The organism is Sphingomonas sp. P4_D12, assembly GCF_056401895.1.
Genome location: NZ_JBFUIL010000012.1, coordinates 75,228 through 95,910, shown reverse-complemented (window position 1 = coordinate 95,910; position 20,683 = coordinate 75,228). Strand labels below are relative to the sequence as shown.

21 protein-coding genes are annotated in these 20,683 nt (G+C 64.8%); 16 read left to right on the top strand and 5 right to left on the bottom strand.

Annotated elements, in window-relative coordinates:
• Nucleotides 1-18: 18 nt before the first annotated feature.
• Nucleotides 19-1,800 (top strand): AMP-dependent synthetase/ligase, encoded by a 1,782-nt coding sequence (locus AC1DSD_RS20480; RefSeq protein WP_478032660.1) that lies wholly within the window; start codon nucleotides 19-21, stop codon nucleotides 1,798-1,800.
• 142 nt (nucleotides 1,801-1,942) lie between these two features.
• Here the strand turns inward: AC1DSD_RS20480 and AC1DSD_RS20475 are convergent, their stop codons facing one another.
• Together AC1DSD_RS20475 and AC1DSD_RS20470 are read right to left on the bottom strand one after the other, a co-directional pair.
• Nucleotides 1,943-2,593, bottom strand: coding sequence for a DUF4893 domain-containing protein (locus AC1DSD_RS20475; protein WP_478032659.1), 651 nt, complete (start codon nucleotides 2,591-2,593; stop codon nucleotides 1,943-1,945).
• Nucleotides 2,594-3,082: 489 nt separating this feature from the next.
• Nucleotides 3,083-6,001: a M16 family metallopeptidase gene (locus AC1DSD_RS20470; protein WP_478032657.1), complete on the bottom strand. Its 2,919-nt coding sequence runs from the start codon at nucleotides 5,999-6,001 to the stop codon at nucleotides 3,083-3,085.
• Nucleotides 6,002-6,217: 216 nt separating this feature from the next.
• Here AC1DSD_RS20470 and AC1DSD_RS20465 point away from each other — a divergent pair, with 216 nt between their 5' ends.
• The 9 genes from AC1DSD_RS20465 (at nucleotide 6,218) to miaB (ending at nucleotide 13,061) form a co-directional block, all read left to right on the top strand.
• Nucleotides 6,218-7,075, top strand: a complete 858-nt coding sequence (locus tag AC1DSD_RS20465) for an aspartyl/asparaginyl beta-hydroxylase domain-containing protein (RefSeq protein WP_478032655.1) — start codon at nucleotides 6,218-6,220, stop codon at nucleotides 7,073-7,075.
• Nucleotides 7,076-7,200: 125 nt separating this feature from the next.
• The gene (locus AC1DSD_RS20460; RefSeq protein WP_478032694.1) at nucleotides 7,201-7,776 is read left to right on the top strand and encodes a NifU family protein; all 576 of its coding nucleotides are present in this window, start codon (nucleotides 7,201-7,203) and stop codon (nucleotides 7,774-7,776) included.
• A gap of 46 nt (nucleotides 7,777-7,822) precedes the next feature.
• Nucleotides 7,823-8,413: a malonic semialdehyde reductase gene (locus AC1DSD_RS20455; protein ID WP_478032653.1), complete on the top strand. Its 591-nt coding sequence runs from the start codon at nucleotides 7,823-7,825 to the stop codon at nucleotides 8,411-8,413.
• Between the two features lie 150 nt (nucleotides 8,414-8,563).
• Nucleotides 8,564-9,202: a tRNA (adenosine(37)-N6)-threonylcarbamoyltransferase complex dimerization subunit type 1 TsaB gene (gene tsaB / locus AC1DSD_RS20450; protein WP_478032652.1), complete on the top strand. Its 639-nt coding sequence runs from the start codon at nucleotides 8,564-8,566 to the stop codon at nucleotides 9,200-9,202.
• Nucleotides 9,199-9,669, top strand: a complete 471-nt coding sequence (rimI, locus tag AC1DSD_RS20445) for a ribosomal protein S18-alanine N-acetyltransferase (protein ID WP_478032650.1) — start codon at nucleotides 9,199-9,201, stop codon at nucleotides 9,667-9,669. The genes tsaB and rimI overlap by 4 nt, the downstream gene beginning before the upstream one ends.
• 108 nt (nucleotides 9,670-9,777) lie before the next feature.
• A complete protein-coding gene (locus AC1DSD_RS20440) occupies nucleotides 9,778-10,194 on the top strand; it encodes a Ros/MucR family transcriptional regulator (RefSeq protein ID WP_066812250.1) in 417 nt (138 codons plus the stop codon).
• A gap of 267 nt (nucleotides 10,195-10,461) precedes the next feature.
• Nucleotides 10,462-10,884 (top strand): Fur family transcriptional regulator, encoded by a 423-nt coding sequence (locus AC1DSD_RS20435; RefSeq protein ID WP_066812252.1) that lies wholly within the window; start codon nucleotides 10,462-10,464, stop codon nucleotides 10,882-10,884.
• Nucleotides 10,856-11,737, top strand: coding sequence for a lysophospholipid acyltransferase family protein (locus tag AC1DSD_RS20430; RefSeq protein WP_478032647.1), 882 nt, complete (start codon nucleotides 10,856-10,858; stop codon nucleotides 11,735-11,737). The genes AC1DSD_RS20435 and AC1DSD_RS20430 overlap by 29 nt, the downstream gene beginning before the upstream one ends.
• A 10-nt stretch (nucleotides 11,738-11,747) precedes the next feature.
• A complete protein-coding gene (gene miaB, locus AC1DSD_RS20425; RefSeq protein WP_478032646.1) occupies nucleotides 11,748-13,061 on the top strand; it encodes a tRNA (N6-isopentenyl adenosine(37)-C2)-methylthiotransferase MiaB in 1,314 nt (437 codons plus the stop codon).
• On the opposite strand, the gene AC1DSD_RS20420 is transcribed toward miaB, so the two are convergent.
• Nucleotides 13,058-13,504: a helix-turn-helix domain-containing protein gene (locus AC1DSD_RS20420; RefSeq protein WP_478032644.1), complete on the bottom strand. Its 447-nt coding sequence runs from the start codon at nucleotides 13,502-13,504 to the stop codon at nucleotides 13,058-13,060. The genes miaB and AC1DSD_RS20420 overlap by 4 nt on opposite strands.
• A gap of 75 nt (nucleotides 13,505-13,579) precedes the next feature.
• Between AC1DSD_RS20420 and AC1DSD_RS20415 the strand changes: the two genes are divergently transcribed.
• From AC1DSD_RS20415 to AC1DSD_RS20390, 6 genes are all read left to right on the top strand, one after another.
• Nucleotides 13,580-14,413 (top strand): oxidoreductase, encoded by an 834-nt coding sequence (locus AC1DSD_RS20415; RefSeq protein ID WP_478032642.1) that lies wholly within the window; start codon nucleotides 13,580-13,582, stop codon nucleotides 14,411-14,413.
• Nucleotides 14,414-14,475: 62 nt separating this feature from the next.
• Nucleotides 14,476-14,943: a hypothetical protein gene (locus tag AC1DSD_RS20410; RefSeq protein ID WP_478032641.1), complete on the top strand. Its 468-nt coding sequence runs from the start codon at nucleotides 14,476-14,478 to the stop codon at nucleotides 14,941-14,943.
• Nucleotides 14,944-14,948: 5 nt separating this feature from the next.
• Nucleotides 14,949-15,272, top strand: a complete 324-nt coding sequence (locus tag AC1DSD_RS20405) for a hypothetical protein (protein ID WP_478032639.1) — start codon at nucleotides 14,949-14,951, stop codon at nucleotides 15,270-15,272.
• 218 nt (nucleotides 15,273-15,490) lie between these two features.
• Nucleotides 15,491-16,489, top strand: a complete 999-nt coding sequence (locus AC1DSD_RS20400) for a PhoH family protein (protein WP_478032637.1) — start codon at nucleotides 15,491-15,493, stop codon at nucleotides 16,487-16,489.
• Nucleotides 16,489-16,998, top strand: a complete 510-nt coding sequence (gene ybeY / locus AC1DSD_RS20395; RefSeq protein ID WP_478032635.1) for an rRNA maturation RNase YbeY — start codon at nucleotides 16,489-16,491, stop codon at nucleotides 16,996-16,998. Before AC1DSD_RS20400 ends, ybeY begins: the two co-directional genes overlap by 1 nt.
• Nucleotides 16,999-17,007: 9 nt before the next feature.
• A complete protein-coding gene (locus tag AC1DSD_RS20390; protein WP_478032634.1) occupies nucleotides 17,008-17,898 on the top strand; it encodes a hemolysin family protein in 891 nt (296 codons plus the stop codon).
• 294 nt (nucleotides 17,899-18,192) lie between these two features.
• Here AC1DSD_RS20390 and AC1DSD_RS20385 read toward each other — a convergent pair whose 3' ends face one another.
• Both AC1DSD_RS20385 and argS read right to left on the bottom strand, forming a co-directional pair.
• Nucleotides 18,193-18,948, bottom strand: a complete 756-nt coding sequence (locus AC1DSD_RS20385; protein WP_478032633.1) for an SPOR domain-containing protein — start codon at nucleotides 18,946-18,948, stop codon at nucleotides 18,193-18,195.
• The gene (gene argS, locus AC1DSD_RS20380; protein ID WP_478032631.1) at nucleotides 18,948-20,675 is read right to left on the bottom strand and encodes an arginine--tRNA ligase; all 1,728 of its coding nucleotides are present in this window, start codon (nucleotides 20,673-20,675) and stop codon (nucleotides 18,948-18,950) included. The genes AC1DSD_RS20385 and argS overlap by 1 nt, the downstream gene beginning before the upstream one ends.
• Nucleotides 20,676-20,683: the final 8 nt, after the last annotated feature.

Below are 20,683 nucleotides of genomic sequence, written 5' to 3'. Positions count from 1 at the left end.
TCGTAAGGGAGAGACCGGATGCGGCAGATCGAGAAATTCCCCAACCTGGTCGCGATGTTCTTTACCCGCGCCCGGGCCGGGGGCGACCAGCCGTTTCTGTGGCACAAGCAAGGCGACTCCTGGACCCCGCTCAGCTGGGTGGAGACGGCGCGGCAAGTCGCCAGCCTGGCAACAGCGCTGAAGGCGATCGGGCTGCAGCCCGGCGACCGCGTCATGCTGGTCAGCGAGAACCGTCCCGAATGGTGTATCAGCGATCTGGCGATCATGGCCGCCGGCTGCGTGACGGTGCCGACCTACATCACCAATACCGAACGCGACCACAGCCATATCATCGAGAATTCGGGCGCGCGTGCGATCATCGTCTCGACCGCCAAGCTCGCCCGCCCGCTGCTCCCCGCCGCCGCCCGCGCCAGCGAGGCCAAGATCGTCATCGGGCTGGAGGAGTTGCGCATCGGCCAGACCGATCTGGTCTATCATAATTGGTCGAAGCTGATCGCCGACCATCCGGCGCAACTCGACGACTTGCCGATCACCGCGAACCGCGATGATCTCGCCTGCATCATCTACACCTCAGGCACCGGCGGCGCGCCGCGCGGCGTGCGGCAGCATCACGGCGCGATCCTGCACAATGTCGAGGCGTGCTGCACGCTGATCGCCGAGGATTTCGGCTGGGAGGACGAAGTGTTCCTCTCCTTCCTCCCCCTTTCCCATGCCTATGAGCATACCGGCGGCCAGCATTTCCCGATCGGGCTCGGCGCGCAGATTTACTATGCGGAAGGGTTGGACAAGCTCGCCAGCAATATCGAGGAAGTTCGTCCGACGATCATGGTTGTGGTGCCGCGCCTGTTCGAGGTGCTGCGGACGCGCATCTCCAAGGCGGTCGAGAAACAGGGCGCCGTGTCCAATTACCTGCTCAGCCGCGCGGTCTCGATCGGCGGCAAGAAGGCCGCGGGCGGCGTGCCGTTCTACGACCAGCCGATGAACCTGATCGTGAAATCGCTATTGATGCCCAAGATCGCCAAGCGCTTTGGCGGGCGGATCAAGGCGATGGTATCGGGCGGCGCGCCGCTCAATCCCGAAATCGGCATCTTCTTCCAATCGCTCGGCCTGACCTTCCTGCAAGGCTATGGCCAGACCGAGGCGGCGCCGGTCATTTCGTGCAACCGCCCGCGCGCCGGCCTCAAGATGGACACGGTCGGCCCGCCGCTCGACGGGGTCGAGGTCCGGATCGCCGAGGATGGCGAGATCCTGGTCCGCGGCGAACTGGTCATGCACGGTTATTGGCGCAATCCCGAAGAAACCGCGCGCGTGCTCAAGGACGGCTGGCTGCATACCGGCGACATCGGGATGATCGACGACAAGGGCCGGATCAAGATCACCGACCGCAAGAAGGACCTGATCATCAACGACAAGGGTGACAATGTGTCGCCGCAAAAGGTCGAGGGCATGTTGACGCTGCAGCCCGAGATCGGTCAGGCGATGATCGCCGGCGACCGGCGGCCCTATATGGTCGCGGTACTGGTGCCCGATCCCGAATGGACCCAGGAATGGTGCGCCAGGACCGGGGCCGCGTGCAATTCGAAGGCGCTTGCAGACGATCTCGACTATCGCGCCGCGCTGCTCGCCGCGGTCGAGCGGGTCAACAAGGACTTGTCGGTGGTCGAGCGCGTCCGCCGCTTCATCCTGGCCGACGAACCGTTCACGATCGAGAACCAGCAGATGACGCCCAGCTTGAAGATCCGGCGTCATGTGTTGAAGGAGGTGTACGGCCCGCGATTGGACGCGCTCTACAAAGGGTAATTCCCCTCCCGTTTACGCGCGTGAGGTCGGCCATGCCCCCGGCATGGCCTGAAGAGCGCGGGGCGCTCTTCACCTCACGCGGGGCTAGGGGAGGGCATGTCCCGTCAAGACAAAGGGTCTATCGACTCTTCAGAACGCGCCTTCAGCTCGACCCGTTCACCACCGGGATCAGCTCATAGATGTCGAGCATCTGGTCGCCCTGCCCGTCATTCTTGACGAGCGCCATCCGCCAGCGGAACGGCGCGATGCGCTCGATTACGGCGGCGACGTCGCGTTGACGTACTTGCCCATATGGCGGGGCCGACGGCGCCTGCTGCGGACGCAGCGTGCCCAGGAAGATCAGGCGCTTGTCCTTATCGTCGTCGAACAACCAGCCACCGGGTAATTGCGTACCGGTCTGCTTGGTGAAGCTCTGCTTTCCGTCGACCATGGCGATATAGCAGAAATCGGACTTGTAGCTGACCACACCGCGCCGGCCGCCAATCCTTACCAGCCTGCACTGATAGGATCCTGGCGAGAGCGCGGGCGCGTCGAGCGCCGACTTTGGATCGAGCAACGGCCTTTCCGCGGCGACGCGCGCCCGGGCACCCGCCGGCACCGCCGCCAGCATGCGCTGCATGCGATCGCCCAGACCCTCGATCCGCGCCTGATCGTCGGCCGTCGCGGTCGCCCGCCAGCCGGTCGGCTGTTCGACGGGGGCACCGGCGGCGACGGTCACCACTGCCTTCGGGCCCGTTGTGCATCCGGCCAGGGCGACGCCAAGCGTCGCCACTCCGACCAAGAACCAGCGCATCTCTGCCCCCTTCTCTTCGGCTAAATAACTTGTTTTCAGAATGTTGCCTAAAGGTGACCGGAGATAGTTAACAAAAGGTTAAAATCTGCGGTGGAACGCTGGCATCAAAGCGGTTGACCGCACCCGGCGCACGATCCGCCGATGCCTGTTACAAGCATACCACCTTGTTACTTTTGATGACACCAGTAACGACCCTAATCCGCTACGCACGGTTTGGGCCGGCGCGCCCGACGGCAAGCGCCCGGACTCGGGCCCCTTGGCTATTCGCGCAGCAGTGGCGACAGCGCCTTCATTCGCTTCTCCCGTCCGGCGAGCACTCGGCCGGACAGGAGATCTTGGTCATTGCGGAATGTCCCGGATGAGGCCGTCAACCGATGAGGAAGGCGTATGCCGAGCTTCCGTCAGCACTCATCGCCCCCGATCCGCGATCGCGGCCGCGCTTGGGCGGTGAGTGGCCGGCCGGTGTCCGCGAACGCCTTTTGCAGCTTCCTATTGCGCCCCGCCCGCGACGCTCAGCCCTGCCTTCGCCGCCACCGCCTTGGGCACCACTTCCATCGTCCAGTCCCGGTCCGGCCGTAGATACTTGGCCGCCACTGCCTGGAGATCGGCGGCGGTCACGTTCTGATAATCCAGCAGGATGCTGCGCGCCGAGGCGATCTTGCGCGGATCATAGGCCGCGCCCGACAACAGGTTGAGCCAGAAGGTATTCCCGGTCGAGGCCCGCATGACATATTGCTGCATCGGCGTCTTCGCCCGCTGCAGTTCGTCGTCGCTGATCGGGTTCTTGACCAGGTCGGTCGCGATCTCACGCGACAGGCGGAAGAAGAGGTCGGTCTTGTCGGGCGGCACCTGGCCTATCGCCATGATCCGCCCGCCGCTCGCGGCGCCGTCGGGCCAACTCGACCCGACGCTGGGCGAATAGCTCGCGCCCGCTTCGGTGCGCAGCCGGTCGTACAGCCGGTCGCTGAACACCTGCGCCAGCACGTCGAGCTTGCGGCTTTCGGGAACGCCCTCGACACCGCCGCCGGTCGGCCAGGCGATCAGCGCGACCGCCTGATTCTCCTGGCCCGAATGCGTCCGCACGATCGGCGTCGCATTATGCTCGGGGAATTTGATCGGCGGCGCGGCGGCGGCGGGTGCCGCGCGCGGCTTCAGGGCGCCGAAGGTCGCCGCGACGGCAGCGATCGCCTCGTCGCCCTTGACGTCGCCGAACACTTCCACCTCGATCGGGCCCGATGCCAGGATCGGCTGCCAGAAGGTGCGGAACTGCGCCGGGGTCAACGCCGATACGGTCGCCGCGGGCGGAATCCCCCAGCGTGGATCCTTGTCGTGCAGGAACCATTCGAGGTCGCGGCTGAGCACGCCGTCGGGCGAGGAATCGAGTCCCGGATAGCCCGCCAGCATCACTGCCTTGGCGCGTGCCAGCGGCGCGGGATCCCAGCCGGGTGTACTCAATTTGTCGGCGAACAGCCGCAGCTGATCCTTGTAATCCTGCGGCGAGGTGACGCCGGCGAGCGTGAAGGCATCGTCGTCGATTCCGAAATCGAAGCCGAGCCGCCGGCCCGTCGCCAACTGGTCGAGTTGTTCCTGGCCCAATTTGCCGATTCCGCTCGGCACCAGCGCCATATCGCCTGCCCAGGCCGGCGTGCGGTGGTCGGACGGGATGGCGTTATATCCGCCGCCCCAGCGTACGCGGACATAGACGCGGTTGGTCTCGCTCGAATTGACGAACAGCAGCAGGCGCACGCCATTGGCGAACACGACCTTCTGCATCTCGAGATCGGGGATGCTCTCGGTGCTGACGACCTTGCCCGGCGCGCCCAGCGGCGGCAGCTTGGAGAAGTCGATCGCGGCCAGCGCGGTGCGCTTGGGCGCCAGCTTCGACACATCGGCGTCGAGCGCGGCGGCCAGCTTGGTTGCCGCTGCCGGATCGGCGGCCGGCGTGGTGATGAAGGCGCGGGTCGCATCGCCCTGGAACACGCGCTTGGTCGACGCCAGGATCGATGCCGGCGTGAACATGCCCTTGGCGCGCGCGTCGGTCAGGATCTTGTACGACACGTCGGGCGCCGCGACCGTCTCGCGGATGTCGAGCGCCTGGACCATATTGTCGGCCTGCGCCGACCCTGCCTCGACCCGCGAGGTATCGACGCCATTCTTCATCGCGGCATCATATTCGGCGAGTTCGCGAGTGAGTTCGGCCTGGCTCGGTGGATTGGCCTGGGCATCGGCGATCACCGCGCGCACGTCTTTCAGCGCCTGTTCCCAGTTGTTGCCGACCGGCACGATGTTGACGAACGTGCCGTTGACCGAGCGCGACACGTCGTCGAGGCTGACTTGCGCCTGGAGGAAGCTACCCCCGGCGCGGGCGCGCGATTCCAGCCGGCGATTGATGATCTGAATCGCGATCAGGTCGACCAGGCGCTTCTGGTTGAACAGAATCAGGTCGTTGTTGAAATGCCAGGGACGCAGCACCGCCATCGACACCAGGGTCGGCAGGCCGGGCTCGACCAGCGTGCCGGTGGTCGGCTGCTTGGTCGCCGGGGTGCCGAAATCGGGGTCGGCCGGATTCGGGCCCTTACCCTTCCAGCTCGAGAAATTCTTGTCGACCAGAGTCTCGAACACCAGCGGATCGACATCGCCCGAGATGATCACGACGGCCCGCTCGGGCCGGTACCATTTGTCGTGGAACGCCCGCAAGCTGGCGGCAGTGGCCGCCTCCAGCGTCTTGGTGGTGCCGATCGGCGAGCGCGTCGCGAACGGCTGCCCGGCGAAAATCGTCGCGCGCTGGGCATCGCCGAAGCGAACCTGCGGCCCCGGCGCCTCGCGCTGCTCTGCCATCACTACCGGCCGCTCCGAATTGACCACCTTGTCGTCGAAGCTCGGCGCTTCCATCATCCCCGACAGGATCTTCAGGCTCTCGTCGACTGAGGCGGGCGTGGCGGACGGCAGATCGAGCTTGAACACCGTCTGGGTGAACGTGGTCTGCGCATTGGTGTCGCTGCCGAAGGTCGCGCCCAGCCGCTGCCAGGTGCGCTTCGCCTCATTGTCGGCGACATATTGGCTGCCGCGGAACACCAGATGCTCCATGAAATGGGCATAGCCCTGTTCGCTGTCGTCCTCGTACAGCGAGCCCGCATCGATGCGTACGCGGATCGACACCTGGCCGGGCGGCACGCCATTCTTGCGTACCGCATAGCGCAAGCCGTTGGGCAAGGTCCCGAAATGCCATTCGGCATCCGGGGTAATATCGCTGCCCTTGAACAGCCAGGGCGAGCGATCGACTTCCGGACGGACAGCAAGCGGCGCCGGCGCAGTCGGAGCTGTGTGCTGGGCGATCGCCGGGAGCGACATCCCGAGAGCAATGGTGACGAGGACGGCGAGACGCGGAACGCGGAACGTAATGGCCATGTCGCCTGTGTAGGGCGTCGTCCGGCGAGCGGCAACCGCCCTCGCCTCAATAGTAAAAGGTCATATCCTGCCCCTTGTGTCGCCACTTTTTCGACCCAGATCGGGGCTAGCGGCAATTGTGCGCTGCCGCATCGGTGTAGCGTGTTCGACATTTTTTGGCTCGATCGGCCCTCTGCGACATCTGGTGCCGGTCCCGTTGGACGATGAAGAGGCTTTGTGAGCGTCGATCAGCAGCTGGAGCCGCCAGTATTGCGGCAGAAATCGGGCAACGTCGCCGAACGCAGCGTGCCCAACATGACCGTGATATCGGGCACGCCCCAGTCCGATGGCGCGCCGATCGGCGGCAAGGCCGAGAAGCGGCCGTTCATCATCCGCTATGGCAAGCATTTGCGCGGGTTCTTCGACCGGATGATCGCCTCGTCGTCACTGGTGCCGAACGACCCGGTGCTCGACGTCCGCGACTTCCCCTGGACCCAGCATCTGCGCGACAATTGGCAAGCGATCCGCGACGAGATGCTCGACGCGGCGATGGGCGACAAATCACCCTCGCTGTCGAGCATTTCGCCCGACCATCGCGCGATCGCCCCGGTCAACAAGTGGCGCAGTTTCTTCTTGTGGGGGTACGGTTATCGGATCGACGAGAATATCGAGCGCTGTCCGACGACCACCGCGACCGTCGCGAAGATTCCCAACCTCAACAGCGCGTTCTTTTCGATCCTCGCGCCGGGCACCCACATCCCGGCGCATCGCGGCGTGACCAAGGGGCTGATCACGTGCCACCTCGGCCTGATCGTGCCCAGGGACGGCGACGTCCGGATGCGCGTCGACGACCGTATCGTGCGCTGGGCCGAGGGCGAGACCCTGGTGTTCGACGACACCTATGATCACGAAGTGTGGAACGACACCGACAATATCCGTGTCGTCCTGCTCATCCAGATCAAGCGCCCGCTGCGCAACCCCGGCAAGTGGATCGCCGACACGTTCCTCAACGTCGTCCGCCGCTCGGCCTTCGTCCAGGAAGCGCGCGATAACGTGATGGCCTGGAACGACGCTGTGAAACAGCTCGACGTCTGAGCGTTTCGCGCGCCTGGCAGGCGGCGGTGAACGACCGAACGCCAATAGGGATAGCCCGCCCATGGCAACAATAGGTTTCCCCATCGGCGCTTGATCCGGAGCACCTTACGGCCCACATCATGAATATGCTGATCGAAACCGAAGCCACGCCCAATCCGGCGACCCTAAAGTTCCTGCCCGGCCGGACCGTGATGGACGCGGGTACGCGCGACTTTGCGACACCTGAAGAGGCTGACGCGTCGCCGCTCGCCGAGGCGCTGTTCAACCTGGGCGATGTCACCGGAGTGTTCTTCGGCCGCGATTTCGTTTCGGTCACGGCGGGTCCGGGTGTCGACTGGCCGGGACTGAAGCCCGACGTGCTGGCGATCCTGCTCGACCATTTCTCTGCCGGCATGCCACTGTTCAAGCCGGCGTCCGCGGCTGGTATCAGCGTTCCTGGAGACGATGCGGGCCTGAACGACGATCCCGCCGATGCCGAGATCGTCGCGCAGATCCGCGAACTGATCGATACGCGCGTCCGCCCTGCCGTCGCGAATGACGGCGGCGACATCATCTATCAGGGGTTCGAGAAGGGGAAGGTATTCCTGCGCATGCAGGGCGCGTGCTCAGGCTGTCCGTCCTCGACCGCGACACTCAAGAACGGCATCGAGCAATTGCTCAAATATTACGTTCCCGAAGTTACCGAGGTTCGTGCGGTCTGAGCTGCGCCGGTCGACGTCTTTCACGCATCAATACAGGAGAATGGCCATGGGCGAGAAGCTCACGGACAGCGCACTCGACACGATCTTCCGCACCGCGCGCACCTATAACGGCTATACCGACGCACCGGTCACCCAGGACGATATCAAGGCGATCTACGAGCTGGTGAAGATGGGCCCGACCTCGGCCAACCAGCAGCCCGCGCGGTTCGTATGGTTGTTGAGCCAGGACGCCAAGGACAAGCTCGCCACCGCCGCCAGCGCGACCAATGCCGACAAGATCCGCAAGGCGCCGGCCAGTGTGATCATCGCCTATGACACGGAATTCCACGAGCATCTGCCGGAATTCTTCCCGCACGTCGACGCGCGGCCCTGGTTCGCCGAGCCGGTATCGCGCGAGCGCCACGCTTTCCTCAACTCAACGCTGCAGGCCGCCTATTTCATCATCGCCGCGCGCGCCTTGGGGTTCGACACCGGCCCGATGACCGGGTTCAACAACGCCGCGGTCGATGCCGCTTTCTTCGCCGACCAGCCCAATTACCGCTCGACGATCCTCTCGACACTCGGCCATGGCGACCCGGCGAGCATCTTCGGCCGCCTGCCGCGCCCCGCGTTCGAGAAGTTCAACACTGTTCTCTGAGAAAAAATCGTCGCCCCAGCGCAAGCTGGGGTCTCAAGAGGCTTGAGATAAGCGTCGGGTCGGATCGTCCCCGGACGATCCTTAAGTGTGAGGGCCTTAAGTGTACGGGGCACACTTAACCCGACGCTCGTTCGCTGGCATGACGGTCAAATGCGCACGCTCGTCATCGAAACCGCCACCGCCGCCTGTTCGGTTGCCCTGATCGAAGGGGCCGCGGTGGTCGCGTCGGCGCATGAGGTCGTCGGGCGGGGTCATGCCGAACGGCTGGTGCCGATGATCGCGGCATTGCCCGATGGTGGCCGTGCCGACGCGATCCTGGTCGATTGCGGTCCGGGCAGCTTTACCGGCATCCGCGTCGGCATCGCCGCCGCGCGCGGACTCGGTTTGGGCTGGGGCGTGCCGGTCCACGGTTTCTCCTCTCTGCCACTCGTCGCAGCCGCCGCCTTTGCGAGCGACCAATCGATCGCCGGCCCTCTTGCCGTTGTGCTGGAAGGCGGGCATGGCGAGGTCTTCATGCAGACGTTCTACGGCCCCCCGGTGCGAGTCCACGGCCCGCTGGAATCTCTTTCTCCGGTTGATGCCCGGCGCAAGCTCGGGGGTATGCACGCTGTCGGCGATGGTTTGCGCTGGCTTCGCTTTGACGATCCTCGCTCGGCTCCCGGGGGTGCGCTTCCCAACGCGGCGGCCCTGCCCCTGCTGCCCCTCGCCCTGACCAGCTTGCCGCCGCGTCCGATCTATGGCCGTGCGCCAGACGCCAAGCCCATGGCGCCAGAAAGGCCAGGCGCATGAGCACCGCGGCGATCGATCTGCGCGACGGCGATGTCCGCGATCTCGATCGGGTCGACCGGATCATGGCGGACGCCTTCGACGCGCGCTGGGGCGAGGCGTGGACGCGAAGTCAGGTGATCGGAATATTGGCAGTTCCCGGCGTGTGGCTGACGATCGCAGAACTCAACGGTCGCGCGGTCGGATTCGCATTGACCCGCGGTGTGCTGGACGAAGCCGAGTTGCTGTTGCTCGCGGTCATGCCTGAAGCACGCCGTCGCGGTGTCGGTGCGGCCTTGCTTCGCGCGGTGATGGCCGATTGCGCCGCTCGCAAGATTTCGAGCATTCATCTGGAAGTCCGCGCCGGTAACGACGCGATCAAATTGTACAGCAGTTCAGGCTTTTCCAAGATCGGCGAACGCCGCGACTATTATCGCGGCGTCGATGGCCGGACTTATTCGGCGCTAACGCTTCATCGCAAGATTGCGTGAATAATCTCATTTGTTTGGGGTTAGTCCTTGCGCTTCTATCCAAAATGGATCAAAGCCCCGCGGCGTTGGGGGATCGCACATCTTACGTATAGGGTCGAAGGAATCACGATGGACAACACCAACGATATGCAGGAAACTTTGGTCACGTTGACCGCCGATATTGCGGCCGAATTTCTCGGTAACAACAACGTCGCCGTTTCGGATATCGAACTGGTCATCCAGAACATCTATCGCGGGCTCTCGCGTCTCACCCCGCAGGCACCGGCGCCCGAGCCGAAGCAGGAACCGGCGGTTTCGATCCGCGCTTCGATCAAGCCCGACTATATCGTCTGCCTTGAGGACGGCAAGAAGCTCAAGATGCTCAAGCGCCACCTGATGACGCATTATCAGATGACGCCGGAACAGTATCGCGCCAAATGGAACCTGGCCGCCGACTATCCGATGGTCGCGCCGAACTATGCTGAACAGCGCCGCACCTTGGCGAAGAAGATCGGTCTGGGCACGAAGCGCCGCAAGACCAAGTGATTGGACCCGGATCGCCCGAAGGGCGATCTCGACCGTGCGGGGCACGGTCGATCCAATCGCTCCGGCGAAGCCGGAAGCCAAAAACGAAAGGCCGGGATCGCTCCCGGCCTTTTTCATTTAGTATCGCAAGTGCCGCCCCTCGCTATCGCTCGGCAGCTACGAGGCGGATCATGCACCGCATGATCCGGACATGCCGTTGGCATGTCTCCGCTAATTGCGAATAACTCTCTACTTTCGCAACAAGGGCGTTGCGCCTATATCGGTCCCATGGCGCGCAACATCGACCTCGAAGCCCTTTGTCACGAAAAAGGATTGCGCATCACCGACCAGCGGCGCGTGATCGCTCGCGTGCTGAGTGAGGCGGAGGATCATCCCGACGTCGAGAAGGTCTATGCCCGCGCATCGGCGATCGATCCCGGCATCTCGATCGCGACCGTCTACCGCACCGTTCGCTTGTTCGAGGAAGCCGGTATCCTCGACCGCCACGATTTCGGCGACGGACGTGCGCGCTACGAGCCCTCGCCTGAGGCGCATCACGACCATCTGATCGACGTCGAGACCGGCAGAGTGATCGAATTCGTCGATCCCGAGCTCGAACAGCTCCAGAAACAGATCGCGGAGAAGCTCGGCTTCCGCCTCGTCGATCACCGGATGGAGCTGTATGGAGTCAGCCTCTCCCGCAAGGATTGAGGCTCGCCTTCAGGCGGCCAGGGGGAAACCGCAGCCGATTCCATTGACCGGCCGACTTCGTATCTGGCGGCGCGCCGCCGGCATGGTCGCCGGGCTCATCCTGTTCGTTCCACTCCATTATTGCTGGCGCTTGCTGCACCTGAGTTCGCCGTGGCCGCGACTGTTCCTCGCCTGGGCCGGCTATTGTTCGGGTGCACGCGTCGAACGGATCGGCACACCGCTCAAGCGCGACGTCTTCTACATCTCCAACCATTGCAGCTGGATCGACATCCTGGCGATCGCCGGGGCGAGCGGCACCGCGTTCGTCGCCAAGGCGGAGTTGCGCAAGGCGCCGGTTGTCGGTTGGCTCTCGACCCTCAACCGCACCGTCTTCGTCTCGCGCGAGGACAGGCTGGGCGTCGCCGAGCAGATCAACCGGCTGCGCGAGGCGCTCGCCGAAAACTGGTCGGTCACGGTATTTCCCGAGGGGACCACGACCGACGGCCGCTCGCTGCTGCCGTTCAAGTCGCCGCTGCTGAAAGTGCTGGAGCCACCACCCGCAGGCGTTCTCGTCCAGCCGGTGCTGCTCGATTATGGCGAGGTAGGGCCGGACATCGGCTGGATCGGCGACGAGCACGGCAAGGACAATGCGCTGCGCGTGCTCGCGCGGCCGGGCAATTTCCGGTTGCGCATCACCTTCCTAGATCCGTTCGACCCGCGCGATTTTCCCGGCCGCAAGGCGATCGCGGCGGAAAGCATGCGCCGCATCCGCGAGGCGCTGGCCGCGGCGCTGGGCCATGATGTCCCGACGTTCATCGGGCACGATGTCTGGGCAGGACGAACCCCTCCCCGTCCCGGAGAGGACCTGCTATAGGCGCCGGCCCATGACGAAGCCCACCAATCCCAAAACCTTTCACGTCAAGTCGTTCGGCTGCCAGATGAACGTCTATGACGGCGAGCGCATGACCGAGTTGATGGCGGCCCAAGGCCTGACCGCGACCGACGATGCCAATGCCGCCGATCTAGTCGTGCTCAACACCTGCCACATCCGCGAAAAGGCGACCGAAAAGGTCTATTCGGACATCGGGCGCCTCAGGAAGCACGGCAACGATCCGATGATCGCGGTCGCCGGCTGCGTGGCGCAGGCGGAGGGCGTCGAGATCGCGCATCGCGCCAAGGTCGACATCGTCGTCGGCCCGCAAGCCTATCACAATCTACCCGATCTGGTCGCCAAAGCGTCGCGCGGCGAACTCGGACTCGACACCGACATGCCGGTCCTGTCGAAATTCGGCGCGCTGCCGGCCCGTCGCAAGGTCGGCCCGACCGCGTTCCTGACTGTGCAGGAAGGGTGCGACAAATTCTGCACCTATTGCGTCGTTCCCTATACCCGCGGTGCCGAGATCAGCCGCGGCTGGGACGCGCTGGTCGACGAAGCCAAGGCTTTGGTCGATGCCGGCGCCAAGGAAATCACGCTGCTCGGCCAGAACGTGAATGCCTGGTCCGATGGCGATCGCGATCTCGGCGCGCTGATCAGCGAGCTCGACCGCATCCCGGGCCTGGCACGGATCCGTTATACGACCAGCCATCCCAACGACATGACCGACGGCCTGATCGCCGCGCATCGCGACATCGAAAAGCTGATGCCGTTCCTCCATCTGCCGGTGCAGGCGGGGAACGACCGCATCCTCAAGGCGATGAACCGCAGCCACAGCCGCGATTCGTACCTGCGCATCCTCGACCGCGTCCGCGCGGTGCGGCCCGATATCGCGCTCAGCGGCGACTTCATCGTCGGCTTCCCCGGCGAGACGGAGGCCGAGTTCGCGGACACGCTGAGCCTGATCGACGAAGTGGCGTACGCCCAGGCGTTCAGCTTCAAGTACAGCCCGCGTCCGGGCACGCCCGCAGCGGACATGGATGGTCAGATCTCGCCCGAGGTGATGGACGAGCGCCTCCAGCGCCTGCAGGCCGCGCTCAACCGCGACCAGGCCGCGTTCAACGCCGCGAGTGTCGGCCACACCTGCCAGGTACTGATCGAGCGCAAGGGCAAGCTGCCTGGCCAGATGCTCGGCAAGTCGCCCTGGCTGCAATCGATCCACCTGATCACCAATGCCGAGATCGGTGATCTCGTCGAGGTCGAGATCGTCAGCGCCGGCCCCAACTCGCTAGCGGGCGTCGAGCGAATACCGGTGGCCGCCTAACCTGCCACGCGCTCCTTCGCATCAGCGCCGGCTAACGCGTCAGGCATACAGCCTTCGAATTCGCCGAACGTCGGCTCCGCACCGCGCTGTCCCGCTTCCAGCCACGCCACCTTTGCGCGCGTATAGGTGACCATGGCGCCGATCTGGGCCGCCTTTTCCTCCAGCCGCGCGAGCTGGATGCGCATCAACTCCAAGCTGCGTTCGGGTGTCATCCTCCCCGCATTATACTCGGCCGCCAGCGCGGCGATCTCGCGCAACGAAAAGCCCAGGCCTTGCGCCATGCGGATCATCCGCGCCGCCTCAAGATCCTGATCGGAGAAGATCTGGTACGGGTTGGAGCCGCCCTTCATCCCCGTCCCGGGTGCGAGCAGGCCCTTTCGGACATAGAAGCGGACCGTGTCGGTGCTGAGTTCCGCGCGCCGCGCAAATTCCGAAATCAGCATCTTTTATCCCTTGACCATGGACTATGGTCCACGGTTATATGCTCGTGCTCCATCGAATCAAGAGGAGCATTTTCCATGATCAGGATCGCGCTAGTGACCGGCGCTTCAGCCGGGATCGGCGAGGCTACCGCGCGGCAATTGATCGAGCGTGGCTGGCGCGTGTTCGCTGCCGCGCGCCGGCTCGACCGGATGAAGGAGTTGGAGGCGGCGGGCGCCACATTGCTGCCGCTAGACCTGACCGACGACGCGTCTATCATCGCCGCGGTCGAGACGATCAGGCGCGACGCCGGCCGCCTCGACCTGCTGGTCAACAATGCCGGTTATGGCAGCTATGGCGCGCTTGAGGACGTGCCGATGAGCGAGGCGCGGCGCCAGGTCGAGGTCAATCTGTTCGGCCTTGCACGCCTGTGTCAGCTCACCACACCGATGATGCGCGCCCAGCGTAGCGGCACGATCGTCAACGTCACGTCGATCGGCGGGCGGTTCGGCGAGCCATTCGGCAGCTGGTACCACGCCACCAAATTCGCGGTCGAAGGGCTGAGCGACTGCCTGCGGATGGAACTCCGCCCGTTCGGCATCCGCGTCGTGATCGTCGAACCCGGCGCGATCCGCACCGAATGGGCCGGCATCGCGCACGAGAGCCTGGTCGAACGGTCGGGCAAGACCGACTACGCACCCTATGCGCTGCGTCATGCCGCGACGCTGGGGAGCGCCGACACGTCGTCGATCGTCTCCCCGCCCGACGTCGTCGCGAAGGGGATCGCGCGGATCGCCGATACGAGGAGCCCGAAAGCGCGTTACGCGATCGGGGGTGGCGCCAAGCTGTTCATGTTCCTGCGCAACGTCTTGCCGGACAGCTTGCTCGATCCGTTGATGTGGCGGGTGAGCCAGTCGGGAAAGCTTGGCTGAACCGGATATGGCGGTCGAAGGCGGCATCTGGCATCCTCTCCGCCGACGAGGGGGAGGAACCGATGACCGCCAAAAACTATCTGACCGCGGCGTTGATCGCCGGCATCGCCGCCGCCGCGATCGAGATGATCTTCGTGCTGCCGATCCAGGCGTCGCTGGGCAATTCGCCGGGGATCGTGTTCCAGTCGATCGCCAGCGGGACAATGGGCAAGGCCGCTTATATCGGCGGAACGCCGGCGGTGCTGCTCGGCATATTCTACCACATTCTCATCTCGGTCGTCGCGGCGGGCGCCTATATCGCCGCGGCCACGCGCCTGCCGTTCCTCTATAGCCGCCCGCTGATCGGCGGCCTGCTCTGCGCGATCGTCGCCTATGTCGTGATGAACTGGGTCGTGTTGCCGATGTCGGCGGTTGGCTACAAGCCGACTACCAACCCTACGATGATGGCGCTGAGCTTCGCCATCCATGTCATCGGCTTCGGCTGGCCGATCGCCTATGTCGGGCGAGCGATGACGCAAGGCCGGTCCTGAGCCCGGTGAACGACGCCATCGATCCCGTCGACGTCACGCATCCCGCTTCACGGCGGCTGTGGCTCGGCGCGCTGCTGATCCTGCCGATCCCGCTGATCTGGGAAACGATTGTCGCCTATGCGACGCGTGATCTCCCGGCCACCCGCGGGTGGCTAGGACCCGCGCTCGGCCTGACCATTCCGCTCCTCAGTCTGGTCGGCGTCGTCCTGCTGCCGTTGAAGCCGTGGATGAAGGCGCTGGCGGCGATCGTGATCGTCCCGATCGCCTGCACAGTCGAAATCATGTGGGGCGTGACCTTCGTGTGCATCCGATTCGGCGATTGCCTATAAGGCGAGGCGATTGAGCAACAGCGGTCCAGCTTTTTGCGACCGACGCACTGATTTGCGCTGTCCTCTCCGCATCCGATCTGCCATCGTCACACACGGATGAGCGACGCCCTTTCCGCCCTTGTGCCTGACGGAACCAGCTTCCGCATGGCCTCGTTCGGCGCTGTCATGAAAGCCGGCTATTCGCCGCTCCACCCATCCCTATTCCCCGAAAGGACCGCATGAGCCGCAAGCCTGTCCCCGCCCAATCCGGTGAACGCAGCCGGGTCGAGCTGACCTTCGACAAGCCACAGCTGCTCGCGCAACTTTTCGGGCAATATGACCAGAATCTGGTCGCGCTCGAACATCGCCTGGGCATCTACATCACCGCGCGCGGCAACCGCGTCGGGCTGGAAGGATCCGCTGAGCAGGTCGCGATGGGCCGCGACGTGCTCTACGATCTCTACAAGCGGCTGCAGCGCGGCGAGGATATCGATACCGGATTGGTCGACGCGTCGATCGCGATGGCGTCCGAACCGGTGCTCGACGGCATCATCTCAGCGGAAGCCAGCCCGGCGCCGTCGATCATGATCCGGACGCGCAAGAAGACGATCGTCCCGCGCACGCCGGCGCAGGCGCATTACATGCGTGAACTGACCAGCAACGACATGATCTTCGCGCTCGGGCCGGCGGGTACCGGCAAGACCTATCTCGCGGTGGCCCAAGCGGTGTCGCAGCTGATCACCGGCAGCGTCCAGCGGCTGATCCTGTCGCGCCCGGCGGTCGAGGCGGGCGAGAAGCTCGGCTTCCTGCCCGGCGACATGAAGGAGAAGGTCGATCCCTATCTCCGTCCGCTCTACGACGCGCTCAACGACTGCCTGCCCGCCGAACAGGTCGAGCGACGGATCAGTTCGGGCGAGATCGAGATCGCGCCGATCGCCTTCATGCGTGGGCGCACCCTGGCCGACGCCTTCATCATCCTCGACGAGGCGCAGAACACCACGCCCGCGCAGATGAAGATGTTCCTGACCCGTTTCGGCGAGCGTAGCCGGATGGTGATCTGCGGCGACCCCAACCAGGTCGATTTGCCCGGCGGTGTCGAGGCGTCGGGCATGCGCGACGCGGTCACTCGGCTGGAAGGAATCGAGGGCATTGCGATGAGCCGCTTCACCGCCGCCGACGTGGTCCGTCATCCGATCGTCGGGCGCATCGTCGAGGCCTATGAAGGGCCGCACAGCTGATGCTCGAAATCGCCCTGACCCGCGAATCCCCCTGGCCCGAACACGATTGGGAGACGCTCGCCGACCGCGCCGCGCGCGCGGCGATCGACCTCACGCCGCACGGCGAATTGCTGACGATCCCCGCCGCCGTGGAGATTTCGCTGCGTCTGACATCGGACGACGAAGTCCACACGCTCAACCGCCAATACCGCCAGAAGGACAAGCCGACCAACGTCCTCAGCTTCCCGATGGTCCAGGCCGATCTACTCGAAACGGTGACGCAGAATTCGGACGACGGCGAGGTGCTGCTCGGCGATATCGTCCTCGCTTATGGCGTCTGCGCGGCCGAGGCGGCGGAACGCAATATCGCAATCGAAACGCATGCGACTCATTTGATCGTGCACGGCGTGCTGCATCTGCTAGGTTATGACCACATGACCGATGTCGAGGCCGAAGCGATGGAGGCGATCGAAACCGACGCGCTCGCCTCGCTCGGCATTGCCGACCCCTATCTGATCAAAGAGGACTGACCGACTACAATGCCCGAGGGCCCCAGTACCGACGCCGGCGACAGTATCTGGCGCAAGCTGAAGTCGCTGTTCGGAGAACACGAACCGACGCTGCGCGATCAGCTCGAGGACGTGATCGAACGCCACGAGGACGATCCGGCCCCTGATGCCGCCGGCGACCTGTCGCAACTCGAGCGCCAGATGGTCCGCAACCTGCTCCATTTCGGCGAGCGCGACGCGGGCGATGTCGGCGTGCCGCGCGCGGACATCGTCGCGGTCGAAGAGAAGACCAGCTTCGCCGGCCTCGTCCAGTTGTTCGCCGAAGCGGGACATAGCCGCCTGCCGGTGTATCGCGGCAGCCTCGACGAAGTGATCGGGATGATCCACGTCAAGGACGTGTTCGCGATCCTGGCCACCGGCGTGCCACATCCCGAGGACATTGCCGACCTGATCCGTCAGCCGCTCTACGTCCCGATGTCGCGCGGCGCACTCGACCTGCTCGTCGACATGCAATCGAAACGCGTCCACCTGGCGATCGTGCTCGACGAATATTCGGGCACCGAAGGCCTGGTCACGATCGAGGACCTGATCGAGGAGATCGTCGGCGATATCGAGGACGAGCATGACGACGCGCCCGAGGCGTTGCTCGTGCCGCTGGACGGCGGGGCCTGGGATGCCGACGCCCGCGTCGAGCTCGAGGACGTCGGCGCGACGATCGATCCACGCCTCGCCGAACATGACGAGGATGTCGACACGCTGGGTGGCCTCGCGGCGGTGCTCGCCGGCCGCGTCCCGCTCAAGGGCGAGTGCCTGGAGACACCGTCGGGCTGGACGCTCGAAGTGCTCGAAGCGGATTCGCGCCGCATCGAACGGTTACGCCTTCACCCGCCCAAGCCAATACCCGAGGGGGCCGAGTCCTAGGTTGAGAACCCAAATAAGCCGTTGTTCTTAAAGCGATCCATTTCCAAGACTCGTCATCCCAGCGAAAGCTGGGATCTCAAGCGGCATCGCGTCACCGCCAGAGACCCCAGCTTTCGCTGGGGTGACGGGAGGTGCGCTGGGGCGACGGAAGGATTCCGCGGGGATGATGACGGGAATATCAGTCCCAACCTAGGGTCGAATGCGACCGAAACGACAGGGTCGCCAAGTCCGGACAAAAAGGCCGGGGATCAACCCCGGCCTTCCATTCCCACCTTGTTCAAGCCGCGTAATGCGTCAATTCGTGACGATGCACGCCTCGCCCGCCACCTTCAGCTTGCCGCATAATTCCTGCGCCGCGCCCGCGCTGCCGGCATTGACCTTGAGGCGGTAGAAAGTGCGGCCATTGACCTCCGCCTTCTCGACCGATTTGCCGAGATTGGCGATGTAATTGAAGCGCTTGGATTCCCGCGTCCACGCCGTGTTGGCCGCGGCTTCGCTCGGGAAAGCGCCAAGCTGGACCAACGCACCGCCGCCACCGCCATTGGCGACGGCGATCGGCTTGCCCGGTGGCGGCGCCACCAGCTTGCCGCGCGAGCCCGCCACGCTGGTCGTCGCGACCGAACTGCCCGGTCCGGTTTTCGCGTTGGCCGCCGCCCGGGTGCCTGCGACCGGCGCCTCGGGCAGTTTTGTCACCGCGATCTGGCTGTTGCCGCCGCCATTGCCGCCGCTCGTCGCGACCGAGGCGTCACCCTCGCCATCGACCTTGAGGCCGCCGGGATCCTCGGGCTTGACCTTGTAATCGCCTTCCTGCGCGGCGATCAGATCGCCATTGCCCGGCGCGGGCGCGCGATGTTTCCACCAATAGACGCCGCCGAGCACCGCTCCGAGCGCGACCAGCCCGAGCAGGACGAGACCTACGAGACGACCAAGGGACGGCCCCTCATCCTCGTCGTCCGCCGCGGTTTCGAGCCAGGGCAGTCGGTCCTCATCGCGTGCCGCGGGTTCGGGCACAGGCTCCGACGCCACATATTCGTCCTCTTCGCCCGCCATCACTTCATCTCCTGGACGGCCTCGACCCCCATGATGGCGAGACCGTTGCGGACAATCTGCCCGATCGCGTCGCCGAGGAAAAGCCGCGCGCAGGTGAGGTCGGGACGGTCGGGAATCAGGTAGCGGCGCTCCGGACGATCGTTGCCGACATTCCATTGCGCGTGAAACTCTGCCGCCAAGTCGTAGAGATAAAAGGCAATCCGGTGCGGCTCACGCGCCGCCGCCGCGGTCTCGACCACGCGAGGGAACTGCGCCGCGAGCTTCACCAGCCGCAGGTCCTCCGTATCAAGCTGGGACAGGTCCACGCCATTGCACGCGATCCCGGCCTCTGCCGCACGGCGCTTGAGCGATGCGACTCGCGCATGGGCGTACTGGACATAGAAGACAGGATTGTCCTTCGAGGCTTCGACCACCTTGGCGAAATCGAAGTCCATCTGGGCATCGGCCTTGCGCGTCAGCATGGTGAAGCGGACGACGTCCTTGCCGACTTCGCGCACCACGTCAGCCAGCGTCACGAAGTTACCGGAACGCTTCGACATCTTGACCGGCTCGCCGGCGCGCAGCAGCCGCACCATCTGCACCAGCTTGACGTCGAACCGGGTCTTGCCGCCGGTCAGCGCTTGCACCGCCGCGACGATCCGCTTGACCGTGCCGGCATGATCGGCGCCCCAGATATCGATCAGCGCGTCGGCGGTCTGCGCCTTCTGCCAATGATACGCGAGGTCGGCGCCGAAATAGGTCCAGCTGCCATCCGACTTCTTGATCGGCCGGTCCTGATCGTCGCCATATTGCGACGAGCGGAACAGCGGCAGCTCGACCGGCTCCCAATCCTCGGGCGTCTCGCCCTTGGGCGCTTCGAGTACACCGTCATAGATCAGCCCCCGCGCGCGCAATTCCTTCTCGGCTGCTTCGGGCTTCTTCGCCGCCTGCAACTCGGCCTCGGACGAGAACAGGTCGTGATGGATGCCGAGTAGGGCCAGATCGTCCTTGATCAGCACCAGCATCTGCGCGACCGCGATCTTGCGAAAGAGCACCAGCCAGTCGCTCTCGGGCGCCGACACGAACTTGTCACCGAACTCGGTCGCCAGTGCCTGGCCGACCGGGATCAGATAGTCGCCCGGGTACAGGCCCTCGGGGATTTCGCCGACGCCCTCGCCCAGCGCCTCGCGGTACCGCAAGTGCGCCGAGCGCGCGAGCGTATCGACCTGGCCGCCGGCATCATTGACATAATATTCGCGGATGACCTTGTAGCCGCCCCATTCGAGCAAGGCGGCGAGCGCATCGCCGACCACCGCGCCACGGCAATGGCCCATATGCATCGGCCCGGTCGGATTGGCCGAGACGTACTCGACATTGACCGTCTGGCCGAGCCCCTTCGTCGAGCGCCCGTAATCAGGGCCGCCATCGATGATCGCGGCGAGTTCGTTGCGCCACGTGTCGTCGGTCAGCGTCATGTTGATGAAGCCGGGGCCCGCGACGGCAACACTCGCGACTTCGTCGAGCTTGCCCAGTTCCGCCGCGATCTTGTCGGCCAGCACGCGCGGATTGGTCCCGGCCGGCTTGGCCAGCACCATCGCGGCGTTGGTCGCGAGATCGCCATGGCTGGCATCGCGCGGCGGCTCGACCGTCACCGCGCCTCGCCCCAGCCCGCTCGGCAAGTCGCCATGCGCGGTCAGGGCATCGAGCGCCGCGTCGATATGCGCGGCAAAGCGGGTGTAGAGGGTCATTCCTGGGG